The 21,893-nt window shown below is 71.3% G+C and carries 16 protein-coding genes and 2 tRNA genes; 9 read left to right on the forward strand and 9 right to left on the reverse strand.

Going from position 1 to position 21,893, the window contains the following annotated elements; genetic code table 11:
* The first annotated feature begins 116 nt into the window (after window positions 1-116).
* Together ACFXPL_RS10655 and ACFXPL_RS10660 are read left to right on the forward strand one after the other, a co-directional pair.
* A complete protein-coding gene (locus ACFXPL_RS10655; protein WP_384915790.1) occupies window positions 117-302 on the forward strand; it encodes a hypothetical protein in 186 nt (61 codons plus the stop codon).
* Window positions 303-1,310: 1,008 nt separating this feature from the next.
* Window positions 1,311-1,835, forward strand: coding sequence for a tyrosine-type recombinase/integrase (locus tag ACFXPL_RS10660; protein ID WP_384916072.1), 525 nt, complete (start codon window positions 1,311-1,313; stop codon window positions 1,833-1,835).
* A gap of 80 nt (window positions 1,836-1,915) precedes the next feature.
* On the opposite strand, the gene ACFXPL_RS10665 is transcribed toward ACFXPL_RS10660, so the two are convergent.
* Together ACFXPL_RS10665 and ACFXPL_RS10670 are read right to left on the reverse strand one after the other, a co-directional pair.
* A tRNA-Arg gene (locus ACFXPL_RS10665) sits at window positions 1,916-1,988 on the reverse strand.
* Between the two features lie 171 nt (window positions 1,989-2,159).
* Window positions 2,160-2,250 (reverse strand) — tRNA-Ser (locus ACFXPL_RS10670).
* Between the two features lie 211 nt (window positions 2,251-2,461).
* On the opposite strand from ACFXPL_RS10670, the gene ACFXPL_RS10675 reads away from it, so the two are divergent.
* Window positions 2,462-2,932: an SSI family serine proteinase inhibitor gene (locus ACFXPL_RS10675; protein WP_384915793.1), complete on the forward strand. Its 471-nt coding sequence runs from the start codon at window positions 2,462-2,464 to the stop codon at window positions 2,930-2,932.
* A gap of 173 nt (window positions 2,933-3,105) precedes the next feature.
* Window positions 3,106-7,473 (forward strand): PAS domain-containing protein, encoded by a 4,368-nt coding sequence (locus ACFXPL_RS10680; protein ID WP_384915796.1) that lies wholly within the window; start codon window positions 3,106-3,108, stop codon window positions 7,471-7,473.
* 76 nt (window positions 7,474-7,549) lie between these two features.
* Here the strand turns inward: ACFXPL_RS10680 and ACFXPL_RS10685 are convergent, their stop codons facing one another.
* The 3 genes from ACFXPL_RS10685 to ACFXPL_RS10695 all read right to left on the reverse strand — a co-directional run bounded on the left by ACFXPL_RS10685 (window position 7,550) and on the right by ACFXPL_RS10695 (window position 10,709).
* Window positions 7,550-9,232 carry a long-chain fatty acid--CoA ligase gene (locus tag ACFXPL_RS10685; RefSeq protein ID WP_384915799.1) on the reverse strand — a complete coding sequence of 561 codons (1,683 nt, stop codon included), beginning with the start codon at window positions 9,230-9,232 and terminating at the stop codon, window positions 7,550-7,552.
* Between the two features lie 289 nt (window positions 9,233-9,521).
* A complete protein-coding gene (locus tag ACFXPL_RS10690) occupies window positions 9,522-10,115 on the reverse strand; it encodes a SigE family RNA polymerase sigma factor (protein ID WP_384915802.1) in 594 nt (197 codons plus the stop codon).
* A gap of 279 nt (window positions 10,116-10,394) precedes the next feature.
* A complete protein-coding gene (locus tag ACFXPL_RS10695; protein ID WP_384915805.1) occupies window positions 10,395-10,709 on the reverse strand; it encodes a hypothetical protein in 315 nt (104 codons plus the stop codon).
* A gap of 393 nt (window positions 10,710-11,102) precedes the next feature.
* Here ACFXPL_RS10695 and ACFXPL_RS10700 point away from each other — a divergent pair, with 393 nt between their 5' ends.
* Together ACFXPL_RS10700 and ACFXPL_RS10705 are read left to right on the forward strand one after the other, a co-directional pair.
* Entirely contained in the window at window positions 11,103-12,107 is a 1,005-nt protein-coding gene (locus ACFXPL_RS10700) for a bifunctional DNA primase/polymerase (RefSeq protein ID WP_384915807.1), read from the forward strand.
* A 178-nt stretch (window positions 12,108-12,285) separates the two neighbouring features.
* Window positions 12,286-13,242, forward strand: a complete 957-nt coding sequence (locus ACFXPL_RS10705; protein ID WP_384915809.1) for a D-alanyl-D-alanine carboxypeptidase family protein — start codon at window positions 12,286-12,288, stop codon at window positions 13,240-13,242.
* Between the two features lie 90 nt (window positions 13,243-13,332).
* On the opposite strand, the gene ACFXPL_RS10710 is transcribed toward ACFXPL_RS10705, so the two are convergent.
* From ACFXPL_RS10710 to pdhA, 3 genes are read right to left on the reverse strand one after another with little or no spacing between them, the layout of a single operon-like run.
* Window positions 13,333-14,787, reverse strand: a complete 1,455-nt coding sequence (locus ACFXPL_RS10710) for a dihydrolipoamide acetyltransferase family protein (protein ID WP_384915812.1) — start codon at window positions 14,785-14,787, stop codon at window positions 13,333-13,335.
* Window positions 14,788-14,801: 14 nt separating this feature from the next.
* Window positions 14,802-15,824 carry an alpha-ketoacid dehydrogenase subunit beta gene (locus tag ACFXPL_RS10715; RefSeq protein ID WP_384915815.1) on the reverse strand — a complete coding sequence of 341 codons (1,023 nt, stop codon included), beginning with the start codon at window positions 15,822-15,824 and terminating at the stop codon, window positions 14,802-14,804.
* A gap of 2 nt (window positions 15,825-15,826) precedes the next feature.
* The gene (gene pdhA / locus ACFXPL_RS10720) at window positions 15,827-17,056 is read right to left on the reverse strand and encodes a pyruvate dehydrogenase (acetyl-transferring) E1 component subunit alpha (RefSeq protein WP_384915818.1); all 1,230 of its coding nucleotides are present in this window, start codon (window positions 17,054-17,056) and stop codon (window positions 15,827-15,829) included.
* A 324-nt stretch (window positions 17,057-17,380) separates the two neighbouring features.
* Here pdhA and ACFXPL_RS10725 point away from each other — a divergent pair, with 324 nt between their 5' ends.
* The 3 genes from ACFXPL_RS10725 (at window position 17,381) to ACFXPL_RS10735 (ending at window position 19,810) form a co-directional block, all read left to right on the forward strand.
* Complete coding sequence (locus tag ACFXPL_RS10725) at window positions 17,381-18,040, forward strand: response regulator (RefSeq protein WP_384915822.1); 660 nt, start codon at window positions 17,381-17,383, stop codon at window positions 18,038-18,040.
* A 174-nt stretch (window positions 18,041-18,214) separates the two neighbouring features.
* The gene (locus ACFXPL_RS10730; protein WP_384915825.1) at window positions 18,215-18,631 is read left to right on the forward strand and encodes a pyridoxamine 5'-phosphate oxidase family protein; all 417 of its coding nucleotides are present in this window, start codon (window positions 18,215-18,217) and stop codon (window positions 18,629-18,631) included.
* Between the two features lie 204 nt (window positions 18,632-18,835).
* A complete protein-coding gene (locus tag ACFXPL_RS10735) occupies window positions 18,836-19,810 on the forward strand; it encodes a phosphotransferase (protein WP_384916075.1) in 975 nt (324 codons plus the stop codon).
* A gap of 80 nt (window positions 19,811-19,890) precedes the next feature.
* Here the strand turns inward: ACFXPL_RS10735 and ACFXPL_RS10740 are convergent, their stop codons facing one another.
* Window positions 19,891-21,495 carry a protein kinase gene (locus tag ACFXPL_RS10740; protein WP_384915828.1) on the reverse strand — a complete coding sequence of 535 codons (1,605 nt, stop codon included), beginning with the start codon at window positions 21,493-21,495 and terminating at the stop codon, window positions 19,891-19,893.
* Window positions 21,496-21,893: the final 398 nt, after the last annotated feature.

The raw sequence follows: 21,893 nt of genomic DNA on the forward strand, positions 1-21,893 counted from the left end.
CCGAGTACGAACGGGACTTCTGGCAGAGCCTGGAACAAGTCCCGCAGTCCGCCTGAGCCAAGATCACCGGACTCTACGAAACTCAGTACAGCTCAGAGTGGTGTGTGAAGCACGGCATGCGCATCGACGCCTACCTGCTGAGCCTGCCCTCCACAGTGGACTTCCAGGACCTGGGTACGGTGGGAGCGATGGCGGCGGGAGACAGTGAGGTCTTCCAGATGCTTGGTCTCTACGACGAAATCTGGCAGCGTTGCCGCGCTGGGCAAGGCCAGCGCAGGGGCTACGTGGAGGTGGCACTGTGAGCACTCCTCAAAGCTTGCCTGACACTACGGATAAGAAGGCCATCCGTGCTTGGCTAGCAGCCAGGCGCTCGGAGTCGTCAGAGAAGCCAGTGCCTCGGACAATGCCCGAGCTGCGATCGGCCCAGCTCAGGCGTATCGCGCGCTCACTTCATACCGAGGCCGGCACGGAACTTTTTGACCGTCCTGGCCGCCCCATCCTTCGCTTTGCCCTGGATGGCGAGACTGTACGTGCCAACCAAGTCGAGTCGGCTGTCCTGGGGGACTGGCTACGCGCCTTGCAAACGGCTGTCCAGTCCGTTGCCAACGCGATCGATGACTTGCACCCCACACGAGATGCCGGGCCCGTACCCAGAGGGATTCAACGAGCAACCAAGCTCTTCTCCGGGCCTGTCTTCGCGTCGTCTTACGGCATGGTCTTGGAAGGAGCAGCGGACCTGGGGCAAGCTGAGCTGCCCGGCTTGGGAACCGACATACTGTTGGACAAGGCTATCAACAGGATCTTTGACGTGGCTGACCGTGCGAGCTCCGGGGCCGGGGCGGAAGATGCAGTCTTGGACGCTGCACTGCCGTTGGGGCGTCGAGTAATCAAGCATCTATCCGAATTGTCTGATGTGCTTGCTTCTTCGGGTACGGACGTCACTCTCAGCTGGGAGACAAAGGCGACCGCACGGCGGACTTCCTTCAGCTCGGAGAGTGCTGAGCGATGCCGCAGTGCGCTACGGGCCGCACAGGTGGAAGACGCCAACACCCGTCTAGAGGGGACAGTCGTTGGTGGCAGCAAGCTTCGAGGAGTAATCGAGATCGAAGTGGAGGGCATTGGCGTGGTGGTCATTCGGACCTCGAAGGAGGATGTCACCGCACTCGTGGCTGCGTACGCACAGCGCCAGGTGACCGCCGACGTGCACGTCCTCACAGCTCGGTCACCAGGTGGGCGGGAACACCGCAGCTACGCGTTGCTCGATCTATCTCTTCAGGAAGAGTCAAGCGGATAAGCGAACCATCTTGCTGGTGCAGACCGCGCCTTCCGCCTCTACGCTTCCCACCACTTACCTCAGCTTGGCCCAGACCCCCGCCACGCCCAACAGTTACGAGGGACTGGCCAGGCTGTACATCCGCCCGGCGCTCGGCAAGAAGCGTCTGAACCGGCTGTCACCGGCAGACGTACGCCGCTTCCTCGCGGAGTTCAAGGGCGCGTGCCTGTGCTGCCTCAGGGGCGCGGACAGGGAAGGGCCGGAGGGAAAGCGCTCATGCTGCCGGATGTTGACCATCCTGTGCAGGGACGCGAAGGTCCGGCGGGTACGTGTTCACGATCTCCGGCACACCTGCGCGTCGCTGCTTCTCGCACAGAGGGTGGATGCACGCACGATTATGGAGACGCTCGGCCACAGCACCATCACCATGACGCTCGACACGTACGCGCACGTGATGAGTACGACGCTGCGAGCCGCCGCGGAACGCATGGACGACGCCCTCGGACCCGGTGAGCCCGACGAGGATTCGAAGGGGGAAGCGAAGCCGGCCAGCAAAGACTGAGCGCCGCTTCCGGTGGCGTTGATGTCACCGGTTGATGTCAGAGGCCCCCTGGAATCACTCCAGGGGGCCTCTCATCTGTGTGCACTCGGCAGGATTCGAACCTGCAACCTTCTGATCCGTAGTCAGATGCTCTATCCGTTAAGCTACGAGTGCTTGGCGTTCCGGGCTTTTCTTCCCGGTCGGCGTTGCGAGAACAACATTACATGACCTGCGGCGTCACGTGAAATCCATTCCCCGCACCCCCGCTGAGCTGCGAAGATGCCGAAAATCCCGGAGAACGGCCGAAGCCCCGGCCGTGGGGCCGGGGCTTCGGTGATCAACACGCGGAGGCGGAGGGATTTGAACCCTCGATGGGCTTTAAGACCCAAACCGCATTAGCAGTGCGGCGCCATAGACCGGACTAGGCGACGCCTCCAGCTCCGGATCGCGCGGGCGCGAAACGGTGCGTGCAGATGATGACACAGCCAGGTGGGGTGTCACCAATCGCTCCTCACGGTACTAGGCAGGTGGGCCGCAGGGCAAAGCGCATTCCCGTGCGCAACGCCGGGGGCCCGCGCGCGTTAAGCAGGGGGCCGGGCGTCGGGTCCGGTGTTGTCCGTCAGGTCAGGTCACTGTCAGGAGCCCCCATGCCGCGTCTGCGTCTCCTTGTTCTCGGTGTCGCCGTGTCCGCCGCCCTCGCCGGTACGCCCGTCGCCGCCACCGGCGCCCCGCTCGCCCCCGTACCGCTGCCGCTCTCCGAGGAGGCGTGGCCGCAGGCCGCGGCGCCCGGTGACCGGCTCACCGTCTCCGTCGCGGGCTCCGGGGTCGCCGGGTCCGACGGTACGTACCGGCTGACCTGCCGGCCCGTCGGCGGGACGCATCAGCGGGCGCGGGCCGCCTGCGACCGGCTGGCGGAGCTGGCCGGGGGGAGTCAGGACCCGTTCGCGCCGGTCGGCCGGAATGCCGCGTGCACCATGCAGTACGGAGGTGACGCCACCGCCCGGGTCACCGGGACCTGGCAGGGGCGCTCCGTCGACGCCTCCTTCAACAAGAAGAACGGCTGCGAGATCTCCCGCTGGCGGTCGCTGGAGCCGGTTCTTCCCGGGAACGCCGGGTAGACGTGGGCCGCGGGCGCACGCTCCGGCCGTGGCCTCGGCGAGAGGTAGCCCTCATCCGCCGTCACCACGCCTCTTCCAGCCCTTAGACTCCCATCAGTGACAGGCCGGGAGCCGAGAGGCAAGATGGGTGCGGCCGTCCGCAAGGTGCAGTGGTTCAGGGAGGAAGCGTCGTCGTGAGCAGCAGGCCATCCCGAGGCGCTGCTCGCCTCGCGGCGATACTCGACGCACTCCCCGACGGCTTGGTGCTCGTCAACGCCAACGGCACGGTCGTCAACGCCAACACCATCGCCCTGGAGATGTTCGAGACCCCCGGCACGGCGCTGGTCGGCCGGGGGCTGCTCGATCTGCTGCCCGAGTTCGACTCGAAGCTGATCCCCGGTTCGATGCGGCGTCCCGCCTCGGCCGACGCCCGCGGCCGTACGAAGCCCACGCGCATGATGGCGCGGCGCACGGACGGCGGGGAGTTCCCGGCCGAAGTGACCAGCGCGAGCCTGGAGGACGGCCGGGACGCGTACAACGACTCGCACAGCTACACCGGCGACGAGCTGCTCATGATCGTCGTACGGGACCTGTCGGGGACGATGGACACCGAGGCCGAGCTGGCGCGTTCGCAGCGGCAGACGGAGATGATCCTGCGCGCCGCGTCGGAGGGTGTCGTCGGTACGGACACCGATGGGCGGGTCGTGCTCGTCAACCCGGCCGCCGCGCAGATCCTCGGCCACCGCGCGAGCGATCTGGGCGGCCAGGAACTGCACCCGCTGATCCTGCACTCGCGCGCGGAGGGCGAGCCGTTCCCGTACGAGGAGTCCCCGCTCGCGGACACGCTCCGTTCCGGCCGCAAGCACCGGGTGCGCGGGCAGGTGCTGTGGGCCAAGGGCGGCAAGAAGGTGCCGGTCGATCTGACGACCGCTCCGGTGCGCGACGGCGATCAGCTCGTCGGCGCCGTGATGACCTTCACCGACCGGCGCCCGTACGACGAACTCATCGAGCAGCACGCCGCCGAACTGGCCGCAGCCGAGGAACGGCGTACCGCGGAGGTGGCCGAGACCGACGAGCGGCTCACCGCCGAGCTGACGGAGACGACCGACCGGCTCACCGCCGAACTGGCCGCCGCCGAGGAGCGCCACGCCGCGGAGCTGGCCGACCGCAGTGACCGGTACGCGGCCGAGATCGAGGGGCTGACGGAGCGGTACGGGGATGTCGCGGGCCGGCACACCCAGCTCACCGCCGTGCTCGGCGAGGCGCTGCGCGGGCCGCTGGAGGAGCTGCGCGGCGAACTGACCACCCTCGCCGCCGACCCGGCGGGCCACCTCTGGCCCGAGGCCAACCAGATCCTGCACCATCTCGCCGCCGGGTACGCCCGGATGACGACGCTCGTCGACAACGTCCTCGGCTATCAGCGGCTCGACGCCGGCACGGAGCGGCTCACCAAGGTGAACACCCTGCTCGACGGGGTCGTGGCGGCCGGTGTCGAGGGCGCGGTGGAGCTGATCGGTCCTGGCCGGGCGCAGTTCGCGGTGCACGCCCCGCCGATCGAGGCCGAGGTGGACGGCGTCCGGCTGGCGACGGCCCTCGCGCATCTCGTCGCGGATGTGGCCGGGGTCGACTCGACGGGCCGTACGAAGGCGATGCCGGACGGCGGTTACGTCGACTCGACCATCGTGGTGGCAGCCGCGCAGCGCGGTGACGTCGTACGGATCGAGGTGCGCGGGCCGTTCGCCGGGGGCGACCCGGTGCACGAGCCGATCGTGCGCGGGATCGTACGGGCGCACGGCGGGGTCCTGCAGACCCACGAGGTGCCCGGGATGAACGGCAGCGCGTTCGTGCTGGAGCTGCCGCTGGGCGAGGGTTCGGGGGCGGTTCCGCCGCCGCCCGTGCACCCCGGTGGGGACGAGCCGCAGCACCAGGCGCCTTCGCCGCACCCGGAGCCCGGGCAGGGCCCCGGGACCTCGGGCGGCGGCAGGCGGCGCGCGCGGCGGGCGACGACGGACGCGTTCCTGGACTCCCCGGCGGAGGACACGGGCGAGCAGGAACCCACGGGACGGCGCAGGGCCCGCGCGATCGCATCCGGCGCGGACACCATGGGCGGTGCCGACGGTACGGACGGTGCCGGAGTCGGCCTGGGCGGTGGCGTCGAGGGTACGGAGGGCGGTACGGGCGAGGTCGGCACCGGTGCCGGAGGCGGTACGGGGCGGCGGCGCGGGCGGCCCAGCCCGGCCGAGGACGCGGCTCCCGGGCCCGGTTCCGCCGTCGCGCTGACGAGCGGCACGCCCGCGTCCGCGCCCTCCGAGGGGTCGGTGGTCACCGCTTCCGAAGGGGCGCATCCGACCGGGCGCGCGGCGCTCGGCCAGGCGGTACCGCCCGCGGGCGTACCGGTCGAGCCGGGCAGCGGGCGCCGCGCGCGCCACAGCGGGCAGCGGGCGCTTCCCGCGCTGCCGTCCGGGCCGTCGGTGCCGTCCGGGCCGCCCGCTCCTGAGCTCGGGGAGCAGGCTGTTCAGGGGGGGCAGAGGGGGCAGGGCGCTCCTGTCGCGCCTCCCGCCGCCGTGGGCCCCGCGCCGGCGGCCGCGCAGTCGCAGTCCGCCGGGCGCCGCGCGCGTCGGGCGCTCGCGCCCGCGCAGGACCGGCGCGTCCCGCCCCCCGCCGAGGCGGAGAGCGCGCGCAGCGCGTTCGCGCTGCCGCCGGCCGAAGCGGACCGCAGGGTTCCGGCACCCTCGCCGGCGCCGGTACCCGCCCCCACGCCCCCGCCCCTCCCGGACGCCGCGCCGCCGGCCCGCCACGACGCCGTACGTACGGTTCCGGACGAGGACCACACCCCGCCCCAGCCGCACCCCCTGCCCACGGCGGGGCGGCGCCGCGCCCAGCCGGGCCCCGCGCCCGCGCCTGTTCCCGGGGCGATTCCCGCCCCCGCCCCGATGCCCGCCGCCGAGGCGGGCGTGACGGCCGACCCGAACGGCTGGGGCAGCCCCGTACCGGCCGCTCCGGTCAGCGCCTTCCCCCGGCAGACCACCGGCCAGGCGGCGGGAGGAGCGACCAGCGGGCAGGAGGCCGACCGGCAAGGGATCAACGGCCAGGAGACCAACGGGCAGGGCATGCCCACGACTTCCGGCTTCGGGTTCATGTCGCCGCCGCCGGGCTGGCCCGAGGAGCCCGCACCCGAAGCCCACGGACCGGCTCCCCTCCCCGAGCCCGTACCCGAACCGGCGCCCGAGGCACCCCGGCCCGCCCCGGCACCGGGCCCCGCGCCCACCGCGTCGGTCTCCGCCTCGGAGCCGTCCGTCGAGTCCTCCGTACCGCACCCCCGGCGCGGCGCGCACCAGCCGCTGCCGCCCGCGCAGCCCCTGCCGGAGGAGGCGCCCGCCCCGCCGGACTCCACCCAGAGCCGCGCCTTCAGCGTGCGCACGCTCGGCCAGGGCGTGCCCTTCACCCAGCAGCTCCCCCCGCAGGGGCAGCAGCCGGGTCAGCAGGGTCAGTCGGCGTCCTCGCCCTCCGGCAGGCGCCGCAAGCTCGGCACCCCGCCCGCCGGGACCGAGCACCCCGACCTGACGACGGCCGCGTCCCCCCAGACACAGCCTCAGCAGCCTCAGCCCCCGTCACAACCGCAGCACCAGACCCTCGGGGGCCGTCTCCCCGTCACCCCGGTCCCCAACGGCGCCACCCAGGGCGGCGGACTGCGCCTCCCCACCGCCCAGGCCGCGGGCCGCTCGTACGCCATAGGCGCGCCCGACGAGGGCGCCGAGGGTCCCGAGCCGCTGGACGGCCCCGGCGGCGCGGTCGAGGTCGCCAACCGCCCCCAGCCGCAGCCCGTCGACGACGAACTCCCGCCCGAGCCCCTCGACAACCCGCGCCGTCTGCTCGTCTGGCCCGCGCCGGACGTCCTGACGCAGCAGGCGCTGAGCGACCGCGGCTACCGGCCGGTCGTCGTGCACTCCCGCGAGGAGGTCGCCGCGCAGATCGCCGCGTTCCCCGCCGCCCTGTTCGTCGACCCGCTGACCGGCCCCATCACCCGTACGGCGCTCCAGTCGCTGCGCCAGGCAGCGGTCGCCGCCGAGGTCCCCGTCCTGGTGACGGCGGGACTCGGCCAGGCGACCAGGGAGGCGGCGTACGGTGCCGACCCCGCCGTACTCCTCAAGGCCCTGGCGCCGCGCGACAGCGAACAGCACCCCTCGCGCGTGCTGGTGATCGAGGAGCACGAGGAGATCGCGCTCGCCCTGACGGAGACGCTGGAGCGGCGCGGACTCCAGGTCTCGCGCGCCGCGAACGACAACGACGCCGTCAACCTCGCCGCCCAGATGCGGCCGAACCTGGTGGTCATGGACCTGATGCAGGTACGGCGCCGGCGCGCGGGGATCATCGACTGGCTGCGCGCGAACGGCCAGTTGAACCGGACCCCGCTGGTCATATACACCTCGGCCGGCATCGACGAGGCGGAGCTGCCGCGGCTCAGCTCCGGCGAGACCGTGTTGTTCCTCGCCGAGCGCTCCACGAGCGCCGAGGTGCAGGACCGGATCGTCGACCTCCTCGCCAAGATCGGGACCAACTGACCTCTGGCTTCCGATCCGCTGCCTGTGGCTGTGGCTGTGGGCGACCGTAAGTCGCCCGCAGCCGCGTCACGTCCGGCTACAGCCGCGTCACGTCCAGCTCGCCGTCCGCGTACTGCTTGCGGATCACCTTTTTGTCGAACTTCCCGACGCTCGTCTTCGGCACCGCGGCCACCACCGACCACCGCTCAGGCACCTGCCACTTCGCGATCTTCCCGGCGAGGAACTCCTTCAGCTCCGCGTAGCCGGCGCTCGCGCCCTCCCTGAGGACGACCGTCGCGAGCGGCCTCTCGCCCCACCTCTCGTCCGGTACGGCGACCACCGCCGCCTCCGCCACGTCCGGGTGCGCCATCAGCGCGTTCTCCAGCTCCACGCTGGAGATCCACTCGCCGCCCGACTTGATGACGTCCTTCGCCCGGTCGGTGAGCGTGAGATAGCCGTCCGGGCTGATCACGCCGACGTCACCGGTGCGCAGCCAGCCGTCCTCGCTGAACTTGTCCGCCGGCCTGAACGGCTCGTCGCCCGCGCCCCCGTAGTACGCCCCCGCGACCCACGGTCCGCGTACCTCCAGCTCACCGGCCGACTCGCCGTCCCAGGGCTGGAAGCCGCCGTCGGGACCGGCGACCCGCGCCTCCACGCCGGCCGGGAAGCGGCCCTGCGTGACGCGGTACGGCCACGCCTCCTCGGCGGTGAGGCCGGCGGGCGGGTGGGACATCGTGCCGAGCGGTGAGGTCTCCGTCATGCCCCAGGCCTGGCAGAGCCGTACGCCGAGCTTGTCGTACGCCTCCATCAGGGCCGGCGGGCAGGCCGAGCCGCCGATGGTGACGCGGGCCATGGAGGTCAGGTCGCGGGGGCGGTCGGCGATCTCGGCGAGCAGTCCCTGCCAGATGGTCGGGACGGCGGCGGCGTGGGTGGGCCGCTCGCGCTCGATCATCTCGGCGAGCGGGCCGGGCTGGAGGAAGCGGTCGGGCATCAGCATGCTGACGCCGGTCATGAACGTCGCGTGCGGCAGCCCCCAGGCGTTCACATGGAACTGGGGCACGACGATCAGCGTGGTGTCCTGGTCCGTCAGCCCCATCGACTCGGCCATGTTGACCTGCATCGAGTGCAGGTAGATGGAGCGGTGGGAGAAGGCGACACCCTTGGGGTCGCCGGTGGTGCCCGAGGTGTAGCACATGGCCGCCGCGGACCGTTCGTCCAGCTCGGGCCAGTCGAAGGCGTCGAAGGCGGTGGGCCGGCCGGCGATCAGCTCCTCGTACGCGTGCACCTGTACGGGCACCCCGGCCGCCGTGCGCGCCGCCACGGCCTCGTCCAGCGCGGTGCGGTCGCCGGGGCCGGCGACGACGACGTGCTCGACGGTGGGCAGGTGCGGGAGGAGCGGGGCGAGCAGCGGGAGGAGCGAGCCGTTCACGATCACCACGCGGTCGGCGGCGTGGTTGACGATCCAGACGAGCTGTTCGGGCGGGAGACGGAGATTGAGCGTGTGGAGGACCGCGCCCATGGCGGGGATCGCGAAGTACGCCTCGACGTGCTCCGAGTTGTTCCACAGGAGGGTCGCGACCCGTTCGTCGCCGGTGACGCCGAGCGCGTCGCGCAGGGCGCCGGCGAGCTGGGTCGCGCGCCCGCCGACCTCGGCGAAGCTGCGGCGCTGCGGTTCGCTCCCACCGGTCCAGGTGATGACCTGTGACGTTCCGTGGATGGTCATCCCGTGGTGCAGGATGCGGGTCACAGTCAGCGGTACGTCCTGCATGGTGCTCAGCACGGCGTCCTCCCGGTGGGCGTTGGCGTCGCGAACTCGTCGCGTCGCGTCACATCTCGTCACATGTCGTCGCGTCACATGCCGTCGCGTCACGTTGCGCCGCTTCACGTTCCGCCGCTTCACGTTGCGGCAATGTTTCGCTGCCGAGATTCTGCGCGCGTACCGATCGGTATGTCACTACCCCGGACGCCCCGGACCGCCCTGGTCCATCCCCTGGCTTCCCCCTGGCTTCCCCCCGACCTCCCCCGGACGGGGATCCGGCCGGGGCGACGGGAATCCGAACGGGCCGCCATCAGCGTGCGGGGGAGAGTTCCGGGTCCTCACGGAGTTTGCCGAGCGCGCGGGACACGGCGCTCTTGACCGTACCGACCGAGACGCCGAGGACCTCGGCGGTCTGCGCCTCACTGAGGTCCTCGTAGTACCGCAGGACCACCATGGCCCGCTGGCGGTCGGGAAGTCTCGTCACCGCCCGCCACATCGCGTCGTGCAGCACCTGCCGGTCGGCGGGGTCGGGTTCCGGCACGCCCGCGGGTTCGGGCAGCTCCTCGCAGGCGAACTCGTCGACCTTGCGCTTGCGCCACTGCGAGGTGCGGGTGTTCAGCAGGGCCCGGCGGACATAGCCGTCCAGGGCCCGGTGGTCCTCGATCCGGTCCCAGGCGACGTACGTCTTGGTGAGCGCCGTCTGGAGCAGGTCCTCCGCGTCGGAGGGGTTGGCGGTGAGCGAGCGTGCGGTACGCAGCAGCACGGGCCCCCGCGCCCGTACGTACGACGAGAACGACGCATAGGGCGGGTACGGCGCACGGGTGGCGTACGGCGAGTACTGCGCGGCCGACTTGGCGGCCGGCTCGGCGGCTGTGGAAGCGCTCGGGCAGACAGACGTGGTCATGGCTCCACGCTAGGAGCGGGGCCCGCCCGGGGGATCGGCCCCAGGTCCCGAAGCCGTCTCCGCCTCAGGGTGTAGGGGCGGGGGTGCCGCCACCTCCTGAAGGTGGAGGAGAGCCCGCGCGGACTGTAGGGGCTCCTCCCCGGCACCGGCCTCGGGCAGGGCACCGGGCACCGTGCCGGACACGGTGCCGGTGCCGGACATACGGCTGCGCGACGGTGCCGAAGCACCGTCGCGCAGGACGTCGTTCACCCCTCAGTCACGCCCCCCGTCGGGCCGTGTTCACCACCAGAGGTGGGTGAAATTCACCGAGATGTTCTCGTTCGACTGGTCGATCGAGGTGAAGCCCGAGCCCACCACACTCGCGGTGTTGTTCTGGTTGGACGCTCCGTCACCCGTGGCCACCTGCTGCGTGGTCGTCGAGTTGCCGAAGTTGTGACCGCCCACACCGCTGCCACTGATCGACGCCGCGCTGGCGTTCGATCCGTCGTTGGAGACGGCGCCGTTGTCGGCGCTGGCAACCCCGGTGAAGAGTGCGGCGGCCAGCGGCAGCGCGGCGACAGCGGCGAAGGTACGAGCGGTACGGAAGCTTGCCATGTCTTTTCCTCCAGGAACCAGAAGTACGGCGGGAAGTGCTTTTCGAACCCGGGTGGCCGGCCGGCCGACCCGGTCTTGCCGGCGACGTCGCGACCTCAGAATTGCCCAAGGAATCCGGCCGGAACCACCCCGGAGGACCCGATTCCCTCGCAAGCGTGAGGACAAGTCGATAAACCCCCAATGCGCCCCCAAAGCCCCGTTCCGCCTCACGCGCACCGGAACGGCGCGAGAGGGTACGCACCGGACCCCTTCCACCCCAAGGGGTGAAGCGTTTTCAGCAGCCCCCCGGCCCCGCCCGCCCCGGTGGCCAAATCCACCGGCGTGACCCCCTTCCCGTACCGCTCTCCCACCCTCCCTCTTCCTTTCTTCGAACGTCTGTACGAACATGGATCCATGGCCACCAGCGTCCGGCACACCGCCACCCCGGCCCTCGCGCACGCCCTGTCCGCCGCCGAGCGCGGGCTCTCCGTCTTCCCCCTGTCGCCCGGCAAGCTCCCCGCCCTGCGCTCACCGCACCGGGGCGGGCCCGCACCCGTCCCCTGCCGCGGTGAGTGCGGGCGCCCCGGCCACGGCGTGCACGACGCCACGACCGACCCGGCGCGGGTGCGCGCGCTGTTCGCCGCCGCGCCCTGGGCCACGGGGTACGGCATCGCCTGCGGCCGGCCGCCGCACCAGCTCATCGGTATCGACCTCGACATCGGCCCGGCGACCGGGGCCGCCACCTCCGACCCCGTACGAGACCCCCTACGGGGCCACGTACGGGGCCCGGCGCACCATCCGCCGACGGATCCGTTCCGGGACCCTCCGCACGACCCCACGCCGGACTCCGTGGCGGCGCTCCAGCACCTCGCCTTCCAGCACCTCTTCACGCTGCCGGAGACGGTGGTCGTCCTGACGCCCAGCGGCGGCCGGCACCTCTGGCTGACCGGCCCGCCGGACGTCGTCGTGCCCAACTCCGCCGGCCGGCTCGCACCCGGCATCGACGTGCGCGGCGCGGGCGGCTACCTCGTGGGCCCCGGCTCGGTCACCGCACGCGGCGCCTACCGGCTCGCCCCGGGGACGGCGGGGCTCGCGCCCGCACCCTGCCCGCGGGCGCTGCTGCGGCTGCTCACACCCCCGGCCGGGCCCCGCCACGGGCAGGAGCGGCCCGCGCGCGGCCACGGCCTGGTGCAGTTCGTACTCGCGGCGCACGAGGGGCAGCGCAACACGCGGCTGTTCTGGGCCGCCTGCCGGGCGTACGAGCACGGCTTCGGCGACGCGCTCGCGCGGGCGCTGGTGGACGCGGCCGTCCGCACGGGCCTGACCGAGCACGAGGCGCGCGCCACGATCGCCTCGGCGGCCCGCCTCACATCCGGCCCGCCCGGTCCATCGGGAAGGTCCGGACAGTCCGGCCCCTGAGGTGGGTGCAGATCGCCTTTTCCGAAATGATTACCTTGATCCGTGCATCTCTCCGGTGCCTTCACAGGTCTCCTTTCGGGACGCCTCACTTCCATCGGAGCCCAGAACGGTCCCATTTCGCTGCACACCAGATGCATTTGACCGCATTTCACCGCATCCGCGAACTCGGAGTGTTTCCTTGATATCCACCCACCCGGGCGTGCGCAGGTCGGCCGTGATCGCCCTCAGCGCCGGCGCCCTGCTCTCCGTCTCCGCGCTGTCCGCGCCCGCGCAGGCGGCGACCGCCGCCCCGGCAGCAGCAGCAGCCGCCCCGACCGTCACCGCCAAGGGCGCGTTCCTGCTGAACAACACGTCCAGCGCGACGGTTTACAGCAAGGCCGCCGACACGCGGCGCCAGATGGCGAGCACGACGAAGATCATGACGGCCGCCGTGGTGCTCAGCACCAAGGGCGTTGACCTCAACCGCAAGGTGACCGTCAAGCAGGCGTACCGCGACTACGTCGTCAAGGAGGGCGCGAGCACCGCCGACCTGCGCACCGGCGACAAGATCACCGTCCGTCAGTTGCTGTACGGGACGATGCTGCCCTCCGGCTGCGACGCGGCGTACGCCCTCGCGGACACGTACGGCACCGGCACCACCAACGCGGCCCGTACGAAGTCGTTCATCGCGAAGATGAACGCGAAGGCCAAGGAACTGAAGCTCACCAACACCAAGTTCGACTCCTTCGACGGCATCTCGGGCGGCGGCAACAACTACACGACGCCGCGCGACCTGGCGAAGATCGCGCAGTACGCCATGAAGAACGCGAACTTCCGCGCGGTCGTCAAGGCCACGTCGTACAAGACCACGGCCCCGGCCGCGAACGGCGGCACGCGCACCTACACCTGGTACAACACCAACCAGCTGCTCGGCTCCTACAGCGGCGCCATCGGCATCAAGACCGGCACGGGCACCGCCGCCGGGCCCTGCCTGGTGTTCGCGGCGACGCGCGGCAGCAAGACGCTCGTCGGCGTCATCCTGAACGGTTCCGACCGCTACAAGGACGCGGCGAAGATCCTCGACCACGGCTTCGGCGCTTCGACCGCGAAGACGATGAAGCTCCGTACGCTCCCGTCGCAGGCGCAGCGCGACTGAGCGGGTCGCATGCTTTGAGCAGGCGGTACGACAAGAGGACGGCCGGACCTCGCGGTCCGGCCGTCCCCCGTCCTCCGTCGACCCGACTCCTCACGCCCAGGTGATCAGGCGCTTCGGCTGCTCCAGGACCGCCCCGATGTCGGCGAGGAACATCGAGCCCAGCGCCCCGTCGATCAGCCGGTGGTCGAAGGAGAGCGCCAGGGTCGTGAGCTGGCGTGGCCTGACCTTGCCCTTGTGGACCCAGGGCTGGGGCCTGATCGAGCCGACCGCGAGGATCGCGGACTCGCCCGGGTTCAGGATCGGCGTACCGGTGTCGACCCCGAAGACGCCGACGTTGGTGATGGTCACCGTGCCGCCCTGCATCGCCGCCGGGGTCGTCCGGCCCTCACGGGCCGTGGTGATCAGCTCCCCCAGCGCCTCGGCCAGCCGCGGCAGCGTCTTGTCGTGCGCGTCCTTGATGTTCGGCACGATCAGACCGCGCGGGGTCGCCGCCGCGATGCCCAGGTTGACGTAGTGCTTGAGCACGATCTCCTGGTTGGCCTCGTCCCACGCCGCGTTGACGTCGGGGTGACGCTTGAGGGCGACCAGGACCGCCTTGGCGACGAGGAGCAGCGGGCCGACCCGCACACCCGCCATGTCCTTGTCGGACTTCAGCTCCTCGACCAGCTTCATCGTGCGGGTCACGTCGACGGTCAGGAACTCCGTGACATGCGGCGCGGTGAAGGCGCTGCCCACCATCGCGGCGGCCGTGGCCTTCCGTACGCCCTTGACGGGGATACGGGTCTCCCGGGCGGTGCCGGAGGAGTCCGCGGCGGATGCGACAACCGAAGCCGGTGCCGGGGCCTGGGACGGCGCGGCAGCCGCCGCCGGGGCCTCGGGCCGCTCCCGTACCGGGGCCGTCGCCGCGTGGACGTCCTCGCGGGTGATGATCCCGTCCGGGCCCGACGGCGTCACCGTCGCCAGGTCCACGCCGAGGTCCTTGGCGAGCTTCCGTACGGGCGGCTTGGCCAGCGGGCGCGCGGGAGCCGACGCCGTACCCGCGTGACCGTTCACCTGCCCGGGCACCGAGGCCTCAGGGGTGGCCGAGGGAGCAGAGGCGGTCGGAGCGGCCGTCGGGGTGCCGCCCTTGCGCGGCCGTCGCTTCGTCGACGCCTCGGCGACCCCGTAGCCGACGAGCACCGGCGTACGGCCGCCACCCGCGGGCCCGGCCGCCGGGGCCTCCGGCGCCTTCCCGGAAGCCGCGGGGGCCGGCGGAGCCGCAGGAGGCGGCGCCTCGTCGCTCCCCGGCGCCACGTCGACCGTGATGATGGACGCGCCCACGTCCACCGTGGCGCCCTCCTCGAAGCGCAGCTCGCGCACCACCCCGTCGTACGGAATGGGCAGCTCGACGGCCGCCTTCGCCGTCTCCACCTCGCAGACGACCTGGCCGTCCGTGACGGAGTCGCCCGGCTGTACGTACCACTTGAGGATCTCCGCCTCCGTGAGCCCCTCGCCCACGTCGGGCATCTTGAACTCCCGGTACCGGGCGGAGGTTTCAGCAGTCATGGTCACGGCACTCCTCAGTACGCGAGCGAGCGGTCGACGGCGTCGAGCACCCGGTCCAGGCCCGGGAGGTACTCGTCCTCCAGCCGGGCCGGCGGATACGGCGCGTGGTAGCCGCCGACCCGCAGCACGGGGGCCTCCAGGTGGTAGAAGCACCGCTCCGTGATGCGGGCGGCGATCTCCGCGCCCGAACCGAAGAAGACCGGCGCCTCGTGCACGACGACCAGGCGGCGCGTCTTCTCCACCGACGTCTGGACCGTGTCGAAGTCGATCGGGGACATCGACCGGAGGTCGACGACCTCCAGCGACTTGCCCTCCTCGGCCGCGGCGGCCGCCGCCTCCAGGCAGACCTTCACCATCGGGCCGTACGCCACCAGGGTCAGATCCGTGCCGTCCCGGGCCACCCGCGCCCCGTGGAGGGGGGCGGGAATGGTCTCCGTGCTGACCTCGCCCTTGTCCCAGTAGCGGCGCTTCGGCTCGAAGAAGATCACCGGGTCGTCGCTCTGGATGGCCTGCTGCATCATCCAGTACGCGTCCGACGCCGTGGACGGCGAGACGATCTTCAACCCCGCCACGTGCGCGAACAGCGCCTCGGGCGACTCGCTGTGGTGCTCGACTGCACCGATGCCGCCGCCGTACGGGATACGGATCACGACCGGCATCTTGATCTTGCCGAGCGAGCGGGCGTGCAACTTCGCGAGCTGCGTGACGATCTGGTCGTACGCCGGGAAGACGAAGCCGTCGAACTGGATCTCCACCACCGGCCGGTAGCCGCGCAGCGCCAGCCCGATGGCCGTGCCGACGATGCCGGACTCGGCGAGCGGGGTGTCGATGACCCGGCCTTCGCCGAAGTCCTTCTGGAGGCCGTCCGTGACGCGGAAGACACCGCCGAGCTTGCCGACGTCCTCGCCCATGATCAGGACCTTGGGGTCGGTTTCGAGCGCCTTGCGCAGCGACTCGTTGATCGCCTTCGCGATCGGGAGTTTCCGGACGTCACTCCGGGCGCCGCCCGGCGCGCCTGTCTGTACGGATGCCGACATGATCAGTTCTCCCCCTCGGCGGAACCAGCGGACCCGGTACCGGCGGATCCGGCGGATCCGGACCCGGAATCCGCGAACGACGCCTGGTACGCCGCGAACCCCGCCCGCTCCTCGTCCACGAGCGCGTTCCCGTCGGCGTAGACATGGTCGAAGATCGCCATGGAGTCCGGCTGCGGCATCGCCCGCACCACTTCACGTACCCGCTTTCCGAGGGTCTCGCTCTCCTCGTCCAGCTCCGCGAAGAACGCCTCGTCCGCCTGGCCCTCGCGCTCCAGGTACCGGCGCAGCCGCAGGATCGGGTCCTTCGCCTCCCACGCCTCCGTCTCCTCGTCCGCGCGGTACTTCGTCGGGTCGTCGGAGGTGGTGTGCGCGCCCATCCGGTACGTGAACGCCTCGACCAGCGTCGGCCCCTCGCCCCGGCGCGCCCGCTCCAGCGCGGAGCGGGTGACGGCCAGGCACGCCAGGACGTCGTTGCCGTCGACACGAATGCCGGGGAAGCCGAACCCCTGCGCGCGCTGGTAGAGCGGCACACGGGTCTGCTTCTCGGTCGGCTCGGAGATCGCCCACTGGTTGTTCTGGCAGAAGAAGACGACGGGCGCGTTGTAGACGGCTGAGAAGGTGAACGACTCGGCCACGTCGCCCTGACTGGAGGCGCCGTCCCCGAAGTACGCGATCACCGCGGAGTCCGCGCCGTCCTTGGCGACGCCCATGGCGTAGCCGGTGGCGTGCAGGGTCTGTGAGCCGATGACGATCGTGTAGAGGTGGAAGTTGTTCGTGCTCGGGTCCCAGCCGCCGTGGTTCACGCCGCGGAACATGCCCAGCAGATTGGTCGGGTCGACGCCGCGGCACCAGGCGACGCCGTGCTCGCGGTAGGTCGGGAAGACGTAGTCGTCGTCGCGCAGCGCGCGCGCCGAGCCGATCTGCGCGGCCTCCTGGCCCAGCAGCGACGCCCAGAGCCCCAGCTCGCCCTGGCGCTGGAGGGCGGTGGCCTCGGCGTCGAAGCGGCGGGTCAGGACCATGTCCCGGTAGAGCCCGCGCAGGGATTCGGGGGTGATGTCGGCGATGAGGGCCGAGTACTCGGGGTGTTCCAGGCGCTCGCCCTCGGGGCTCAGCAACTGGACGAGCTGCGGCCCGGAAGTCCGCGGTTTGGCCGTTTTCTTCGCGCTCGCGCGCTTGGTACCGGTACCGCTGCTCCGTCGCGGTGTGCGAGCGGCAGTGCTTTCCACGGTCACGTGCGTGCTCCTCCGTCTGTCCAGCCCCCGGGATCCGCCGGGAACCAGTGCGGCTCGCCTGTACCGCCAGGCGCACGCGGGTGGGTGCGACCAGGTCGGGACAGGCGTGACAGGTGCCCCGGCGAGCGCCCTGTCACAGGCACGTTACCCAGTGGGCAGCATTACTGCGAAACCCCATCTGACCTGCCATTTTGCTTGGATTTCCAAGTAAATCGGCAAAGTCTGGAACAACCACTGGTCACAGCCTCGCAGGCCGCCGGAACAACGGCACGTTATCCCGCTGATCTGCGGCAGGGAAGGGGTGAGTGTGTGAGACTGAATTCTGTGCACGAAGACGGAAAAATCAGGGTATTCCTGCTTGATGACCATGAAGTCGTCCGCCGGGGCGTCTTCGAACTTCTCTCGGTCGAGGACGACATCGAGGTCGTCGGCGAGGCGGGCACGGCGGCCGACGCGATGGCCCGCATCCCGGCCACGCGCCCGGACGTGGCGGTGCTGGACGTACGGCTCCCCGACGGCAGCGGCGTGGAGGTCTGCCGGGAGGTCAGGTCCCGGGACGAGTCCGTCAAGTGCCTGATGCTCACGTCGTTCGCGGACGACGAGGCGCTCTTCGACGCGATCATGGCCGGCGCCTCGGGTTACGTACTGAAGGCGATCAGGGGCAACGAACTGCTGACAGCCGTACGGGACGTGGCGGCGGGCCGGTCACTGCTCGACCCGGTGGCGACGGCGCGGGTGCTGGAGCGGCTGCGTACGGGGAACGGCCCGAAGGCGGACGACAAGCTGTCCGGCCTCACCGACCAGGAGCGCAGGATCCTGGACCTGATCGGCGAGGGGATGACCAACCGGGCGATCGGCGAACGGCTCCATCTCGCCGAGAAGACGATCAAGAACTATGTCTCCAGCCTGCTCTCCAAGCTGGGGATGGAGCGGCGCTCGCAGGCGGCGGCGTACGTGGCCCGGCTCCAGGCCGAGCAGCGCTGAGCCCGCGCCGGCCGCGGCACAGACGACCCCCGGCACCCGGCGCCCGGCACCCCCACTCGGCCGTCCCGCCCTACGCGTACCGCGGCGCGGCGGGTCCCAATCGGGACCAACGTCCCGTGGTTGAGGGGCCGTATCCCCTGGTGGCGGCGGCCTCCGTGACGGAGAGTGGACGGCATGTCCCCCGAGGAGACCCGCGCCATCCACCTGCTGAACCGCGTGCCGTACGGACGCGTGGCGACGAGCATGCGGGCCATGCCGTTCGTGGCACCCGCCCGCCATGTGGTGACGGAGGGCTCGGTCCTGCTGAGGATGCACGCGGGGCACGGATACCACCAGGCGTGCGGCGGCGGCGTGGTGGCGTACGGGGCGGACAACTACGGCAGTGACGCGGAAGACCTCTGGTCGGTCCAGTTCACCGGGACGGCCGAGTTGATCGAGCCGACCCCCTCGGAAATCGAAATGTTTGGCGCCGGACCTCACCATGTGGACGGTGAACCGTTCGATCCGGTCTATATGCGCCTTACACCCCAGTTCGTAACCGTACATACGCTCGACCGTGCCGACGAGCGACGGAGTCAACACGCTGCGTGATCTACCATCTGACAAGTGCCGCGCTCATATGAACTCGCTGCGCCTGCCGCGACCGCCGTCATCCCCCGGCCCGCCGCCGCTCGTGCCAGCCACACAGCTCCGCCCGTTACCGCACTCCTTTCCGCCCCCCGCACCACCCCGTTCCCCGCCCCTGTTCCCACCCCCCGCACCGCCGCCCCCCACCCCCCGGCCCCGCCCGTACGGCTGCTGCTCCGGCGCTACCGGAACACGGGCGACCCCCTGTCGTGCGAGCCCGTCGCCCAAGGCCTCCTCAACCGGGGCTACCGGCTCCGTACCACCCGCGGCGCGTACTTCCTCAAGCACCACCTCGACGGCGACCACGAGGCCATCGCCCACCAGCACCGCGCCACCCAGCGGCTCCAGACGTTCGGCGTGCCTGTCGCGCCGCCCGTCGAGAGCACGGACGGGGACACCGTCGCCGTCATCGGCGGGTGCTGTTACGCGCTGCACCCCTGGATCGAGGGCAGCCACCGCGACGGCGCGCAGCTCACGGCCCGCGCGTCACGGCGCCTCGGCGGACTGCTCGGGCTCGTGCACACCGGCCTGGAGCGGGTGATGGAGCCCGACCCGGCGGCGCTCGCCCACCTCAGCCCGGACCCCGCCGACACCTTCGCGCTCATCGGTGAACTCCTCGCCCTGGCGCGCGGCCGGGCCCGCCGCGAGGTCTTCGACGCGCTGGCCGAGCACCGGCTCCTGGAGCGCAGGGAGCTGCTGGAGCGCCACGCCCACCGCCGCCCGCCGCCCGGCACCGAGCCCGCGACGGGGTGGGTGCACGGCGACTTCCATCCGCTGAACCTGCTCTACCGGGGCGCGGAGCCGGCCGCGATCATCGACTGGGACCGGCTCGGCGTCCAGCCGCGCGCCGAGGAGGCCGTACGGGCCGCCGCGATCTTCTTCGTCCGGCCGACGGGGGAGCTGGAGCTGCCCAAGGTACGGGCGTACGCGCGGGCCTACCGCCGGGCGGCCGGGGCGGACGCCTCCGAGCTGGCCGCGGCGGTCCACCGGGTCTGGTGGGAGCGGCTCAACGACTTCTGGATACTGCGGTGGCGCTACATGCTGGACGACCGGAGGGCCGACCCGCTGTTCGCGGCGGTGTCGGCCCTCGCGGTGTGGTGGACGCGGGAGTACGAGGCGGTCCGTGAGGCGTTCACGGGCTGACCCGCCGGCCCATGGGGCCGACCGCCGAGGCGGCCGGCCCGTGGAGCCGCGTGCGGACCGGGGAGCCCCCGGAGTCCGCCTCAGCCCTGGCCGCCCCCGTCGAGGCCCTCGATCGTGCCGGCCGAGGTGTCGCTGGAGGAACCGGTCGTGACCGACCCGGGGCCGCCGGGCTCGGTGTCGCCGCCGTCGCCGGTCGGCCCGGAGGACGGGTCGCTCGACGGGTCGTTGCCGTTCCCGCCGTCGCCCGTCCCGCCGTCCGCCGTGCCCGTGTCGGTGGAGGTCGGCGTGTCGTCCGACGGCTCCAGCGACGGGCTCGGCGTCCAGGAGGGCTTACGGGTCTTCTCGTAACTCGGGTAGTCGTTGCCGCCCGTGGAGGTGTCCGTATCGCTGTCCTGCGAGGACTCCGACGCGGAGGGGGACGGACTCCCGGTCGTCTCCTCCGAGCTCGGGGAGTGCGTGGTCGGGTTCTTGGTGTCGTTCCCGGTGTCCGTGCCGCCGATGTTCTTCATCGCGAACGCCACTCCCGCGATGATCGCGATCACCGCGAGCGCGACGAAGAGCCAGAGCTTGCCGCGCCCTCCGCCGTTGCCGTGGTGGCCGCCGTCGTATCCGCCGTCGTTCGGGTTCATCGGCGGCAGGATCGGGCCCTGCGACGTCTCGCCGTGCGGCGGGTGGCCCATCGCGGTCGTCGCCATGCCCATCGCTGGGGTGTTGCCGCCCATCATGTGGGCGTCGACCGGGCCGGTGTTCCAGCCGCCGGTGTGGCTGCCCTGCTGCTGGATCATCTGCAGGCCGTACTGGACGAGCCCGCGCATCTCCTCGGCGCTCTGGAACCGGTCGTCCGGCTCCTTCGCGAGCGAACGCATCACGAGGCCGTCCAGCTCCGGCGGCGCCACGTCCGAGACCTCGGAGGGCGGTACCGGGATGTCCTGGACGTGCTGGTAGACCACGGAGAGCGGGGTCTCGCCGGTGAACGGGGGCCGCAGGGCCAGCAGTTCGTACAGCAGACAGCCCGTGGCGTACAGGTCGCTGCGGTGGTCGACCGCCTTGCCGAGGGCCTGTTCGGGCGAGAGGTACTGCGGCGTGCCCATGACCATGCCGGTCTGGGTCATCGTCGACTGCGCGCCGTGCAAGGCGCGCGCGATGCCGAAGTCCATCACCTTGACCGCGCCCGCGTCCGTGATGATCACGTTCGCCGGCTTGATGTCACGGTGGACGATGCCGTGCTGGTGCGAGTAGGCGAGCGCCTCCAGCACACCGGAGACGATGATCAGCGCCTGCTCGGGCGGCGGGGCCTCCGCGCTGACGAGCAGATCGCGGATGGTGCGGCCCTCGACCAGCTCCATCACGATGTACGGGACGGTCTGCCCGTTGACGGTGTCCTCGCCCGAGTCGTACACCGCCACCACCGCGTGGTGGTTGAGGCCCGCGACCGACTGCGCCTCACGCGTGAAGCGGGCCTTGGAGACCGGGTCCTCGGCGAGATCGGCCCGGAGCAGCTTCACGGCGACGATGCGCCCGAGCCGTACGTCCTCGGCCGCGAACACCTCGGCCATGCCGCCGCGCCCGAGGCGATGGGTCATGCGGTAGCGGCCGTCGCCGACCGTCCCGCCGACCAATCCGTTGTCGCCCCAGGAGTCCGCCGCATCCGACACTCCGCCGCCTGCTTCGGGTTCGGGTGCCATCAGTCCTCGCCGTCGTTTCTGTCCGCGTGGTGGCCGCGCGCGCGGTCCGCGGGTGGTCTGTGGGTCTCAGGAGCTCTGTGAAGCTTGTGTGCCTGCGTGTTTGGGACTTGGGAGGGTTGCTCAGGGGTGGCTATGGCACCTCACGCTACAGCCTCCCGGTGACACGCCGGTCCAGGATGGACCGGTCATGAAACCCGTTGCCTCGCCGCCCATGCAAATTACGTGAGGTTCCTGTAACGCTTCCGAGACGCTTGCTGTGTCTACGGTCACGGAACGGGCACCCGGCTTGACGTGTCGGTGCCCTACGGCAAACTTGGCCAGTAATAAGGGATCACCGCGCCAGTATCGCCGTTCTCGGCGGTGCTGCCGGAATCACCGCGATACCGCCGCGCGAGCAC

This window comes from Streptomyces sp. NPDC059092 (genome assembly GCF_042756365.1).
Lineage (GTDB): Bacteria > Actinomycetota > Actinomycetes > Streptomycetales > Streptomycetaceae > Streptomyces.

Excerpts from the sequence above, each read along its gene's own strand:
- ACFXPL_RS10715 (WP_384915815.1), bottom strand. The coding sequence starts at position 15,824 with ATGTCGGCATCCGTACAGACAGGCGCGCCGGGCGGCGCCCGGAGTGAC.
- ACFXPL_RS10690 (WP_384915802.1), bottom strand. The coding sequence starts at position 10,115 with ATGACCACGTCTGTCTGCCCGAGCGCTTCCACAGCCGCCGAGCCGGCC.
- ACFXPL_RS10730 (WP_384915825.1), top strand. The coding sequence starts at position 18,215 with ATGTCCCCCGAGGAGACCCGCGCCATCCACCTGCTGAACCGCGTGCCG.
- ACFXPL_RS10700 (WP_384915807.1), top strand. The coding sequence starts at position 11,103 with ATGGCCACCAGCGTCCGGCACACCGCCACCCCGGCCCTCGCGCACGCC.
- ACFXPL_RS10695 (WP_384915805.1), bottom strand. The coding sequence starts at position 10,709 with ATGGCAAGCTTCCGTACCGCTCGTACCTTCGCCGCTGTCGCCGCGCTG.
- ACFXPL_RS10655 (WP_384915790.1), top strand. The coding sequence starts at position 117 with ATGCGCATCGACGCCTACCTGCTGAGCCTGCCCTCCACAGTGGACTTC.
- ACFXPL_RS10675 (WP_384915793.1), top strand. The coding sequence starts at position 2,462 with ATGCCGCGTCTGCGTCTCCTTGTTCTCGGTGTCGCCGTGTCCGCCGCC.
- ACFXPL_RS10740 (WP_384915828.1), bottom strand. The coding sequence starts at position 21,495 with ATGGCACCCGAACCCGAAGCAGGCGGCGGAGTGTCGGATGCGGCGGAC.
- ACFXPL_RS10710 (WP_384915812.1), bottom strand. The coding sequence starts at position 14,787 with ATGACTGCTGAAACCTCCGCCCGGTACCGGGAGTTCAAGATGCCCGAC.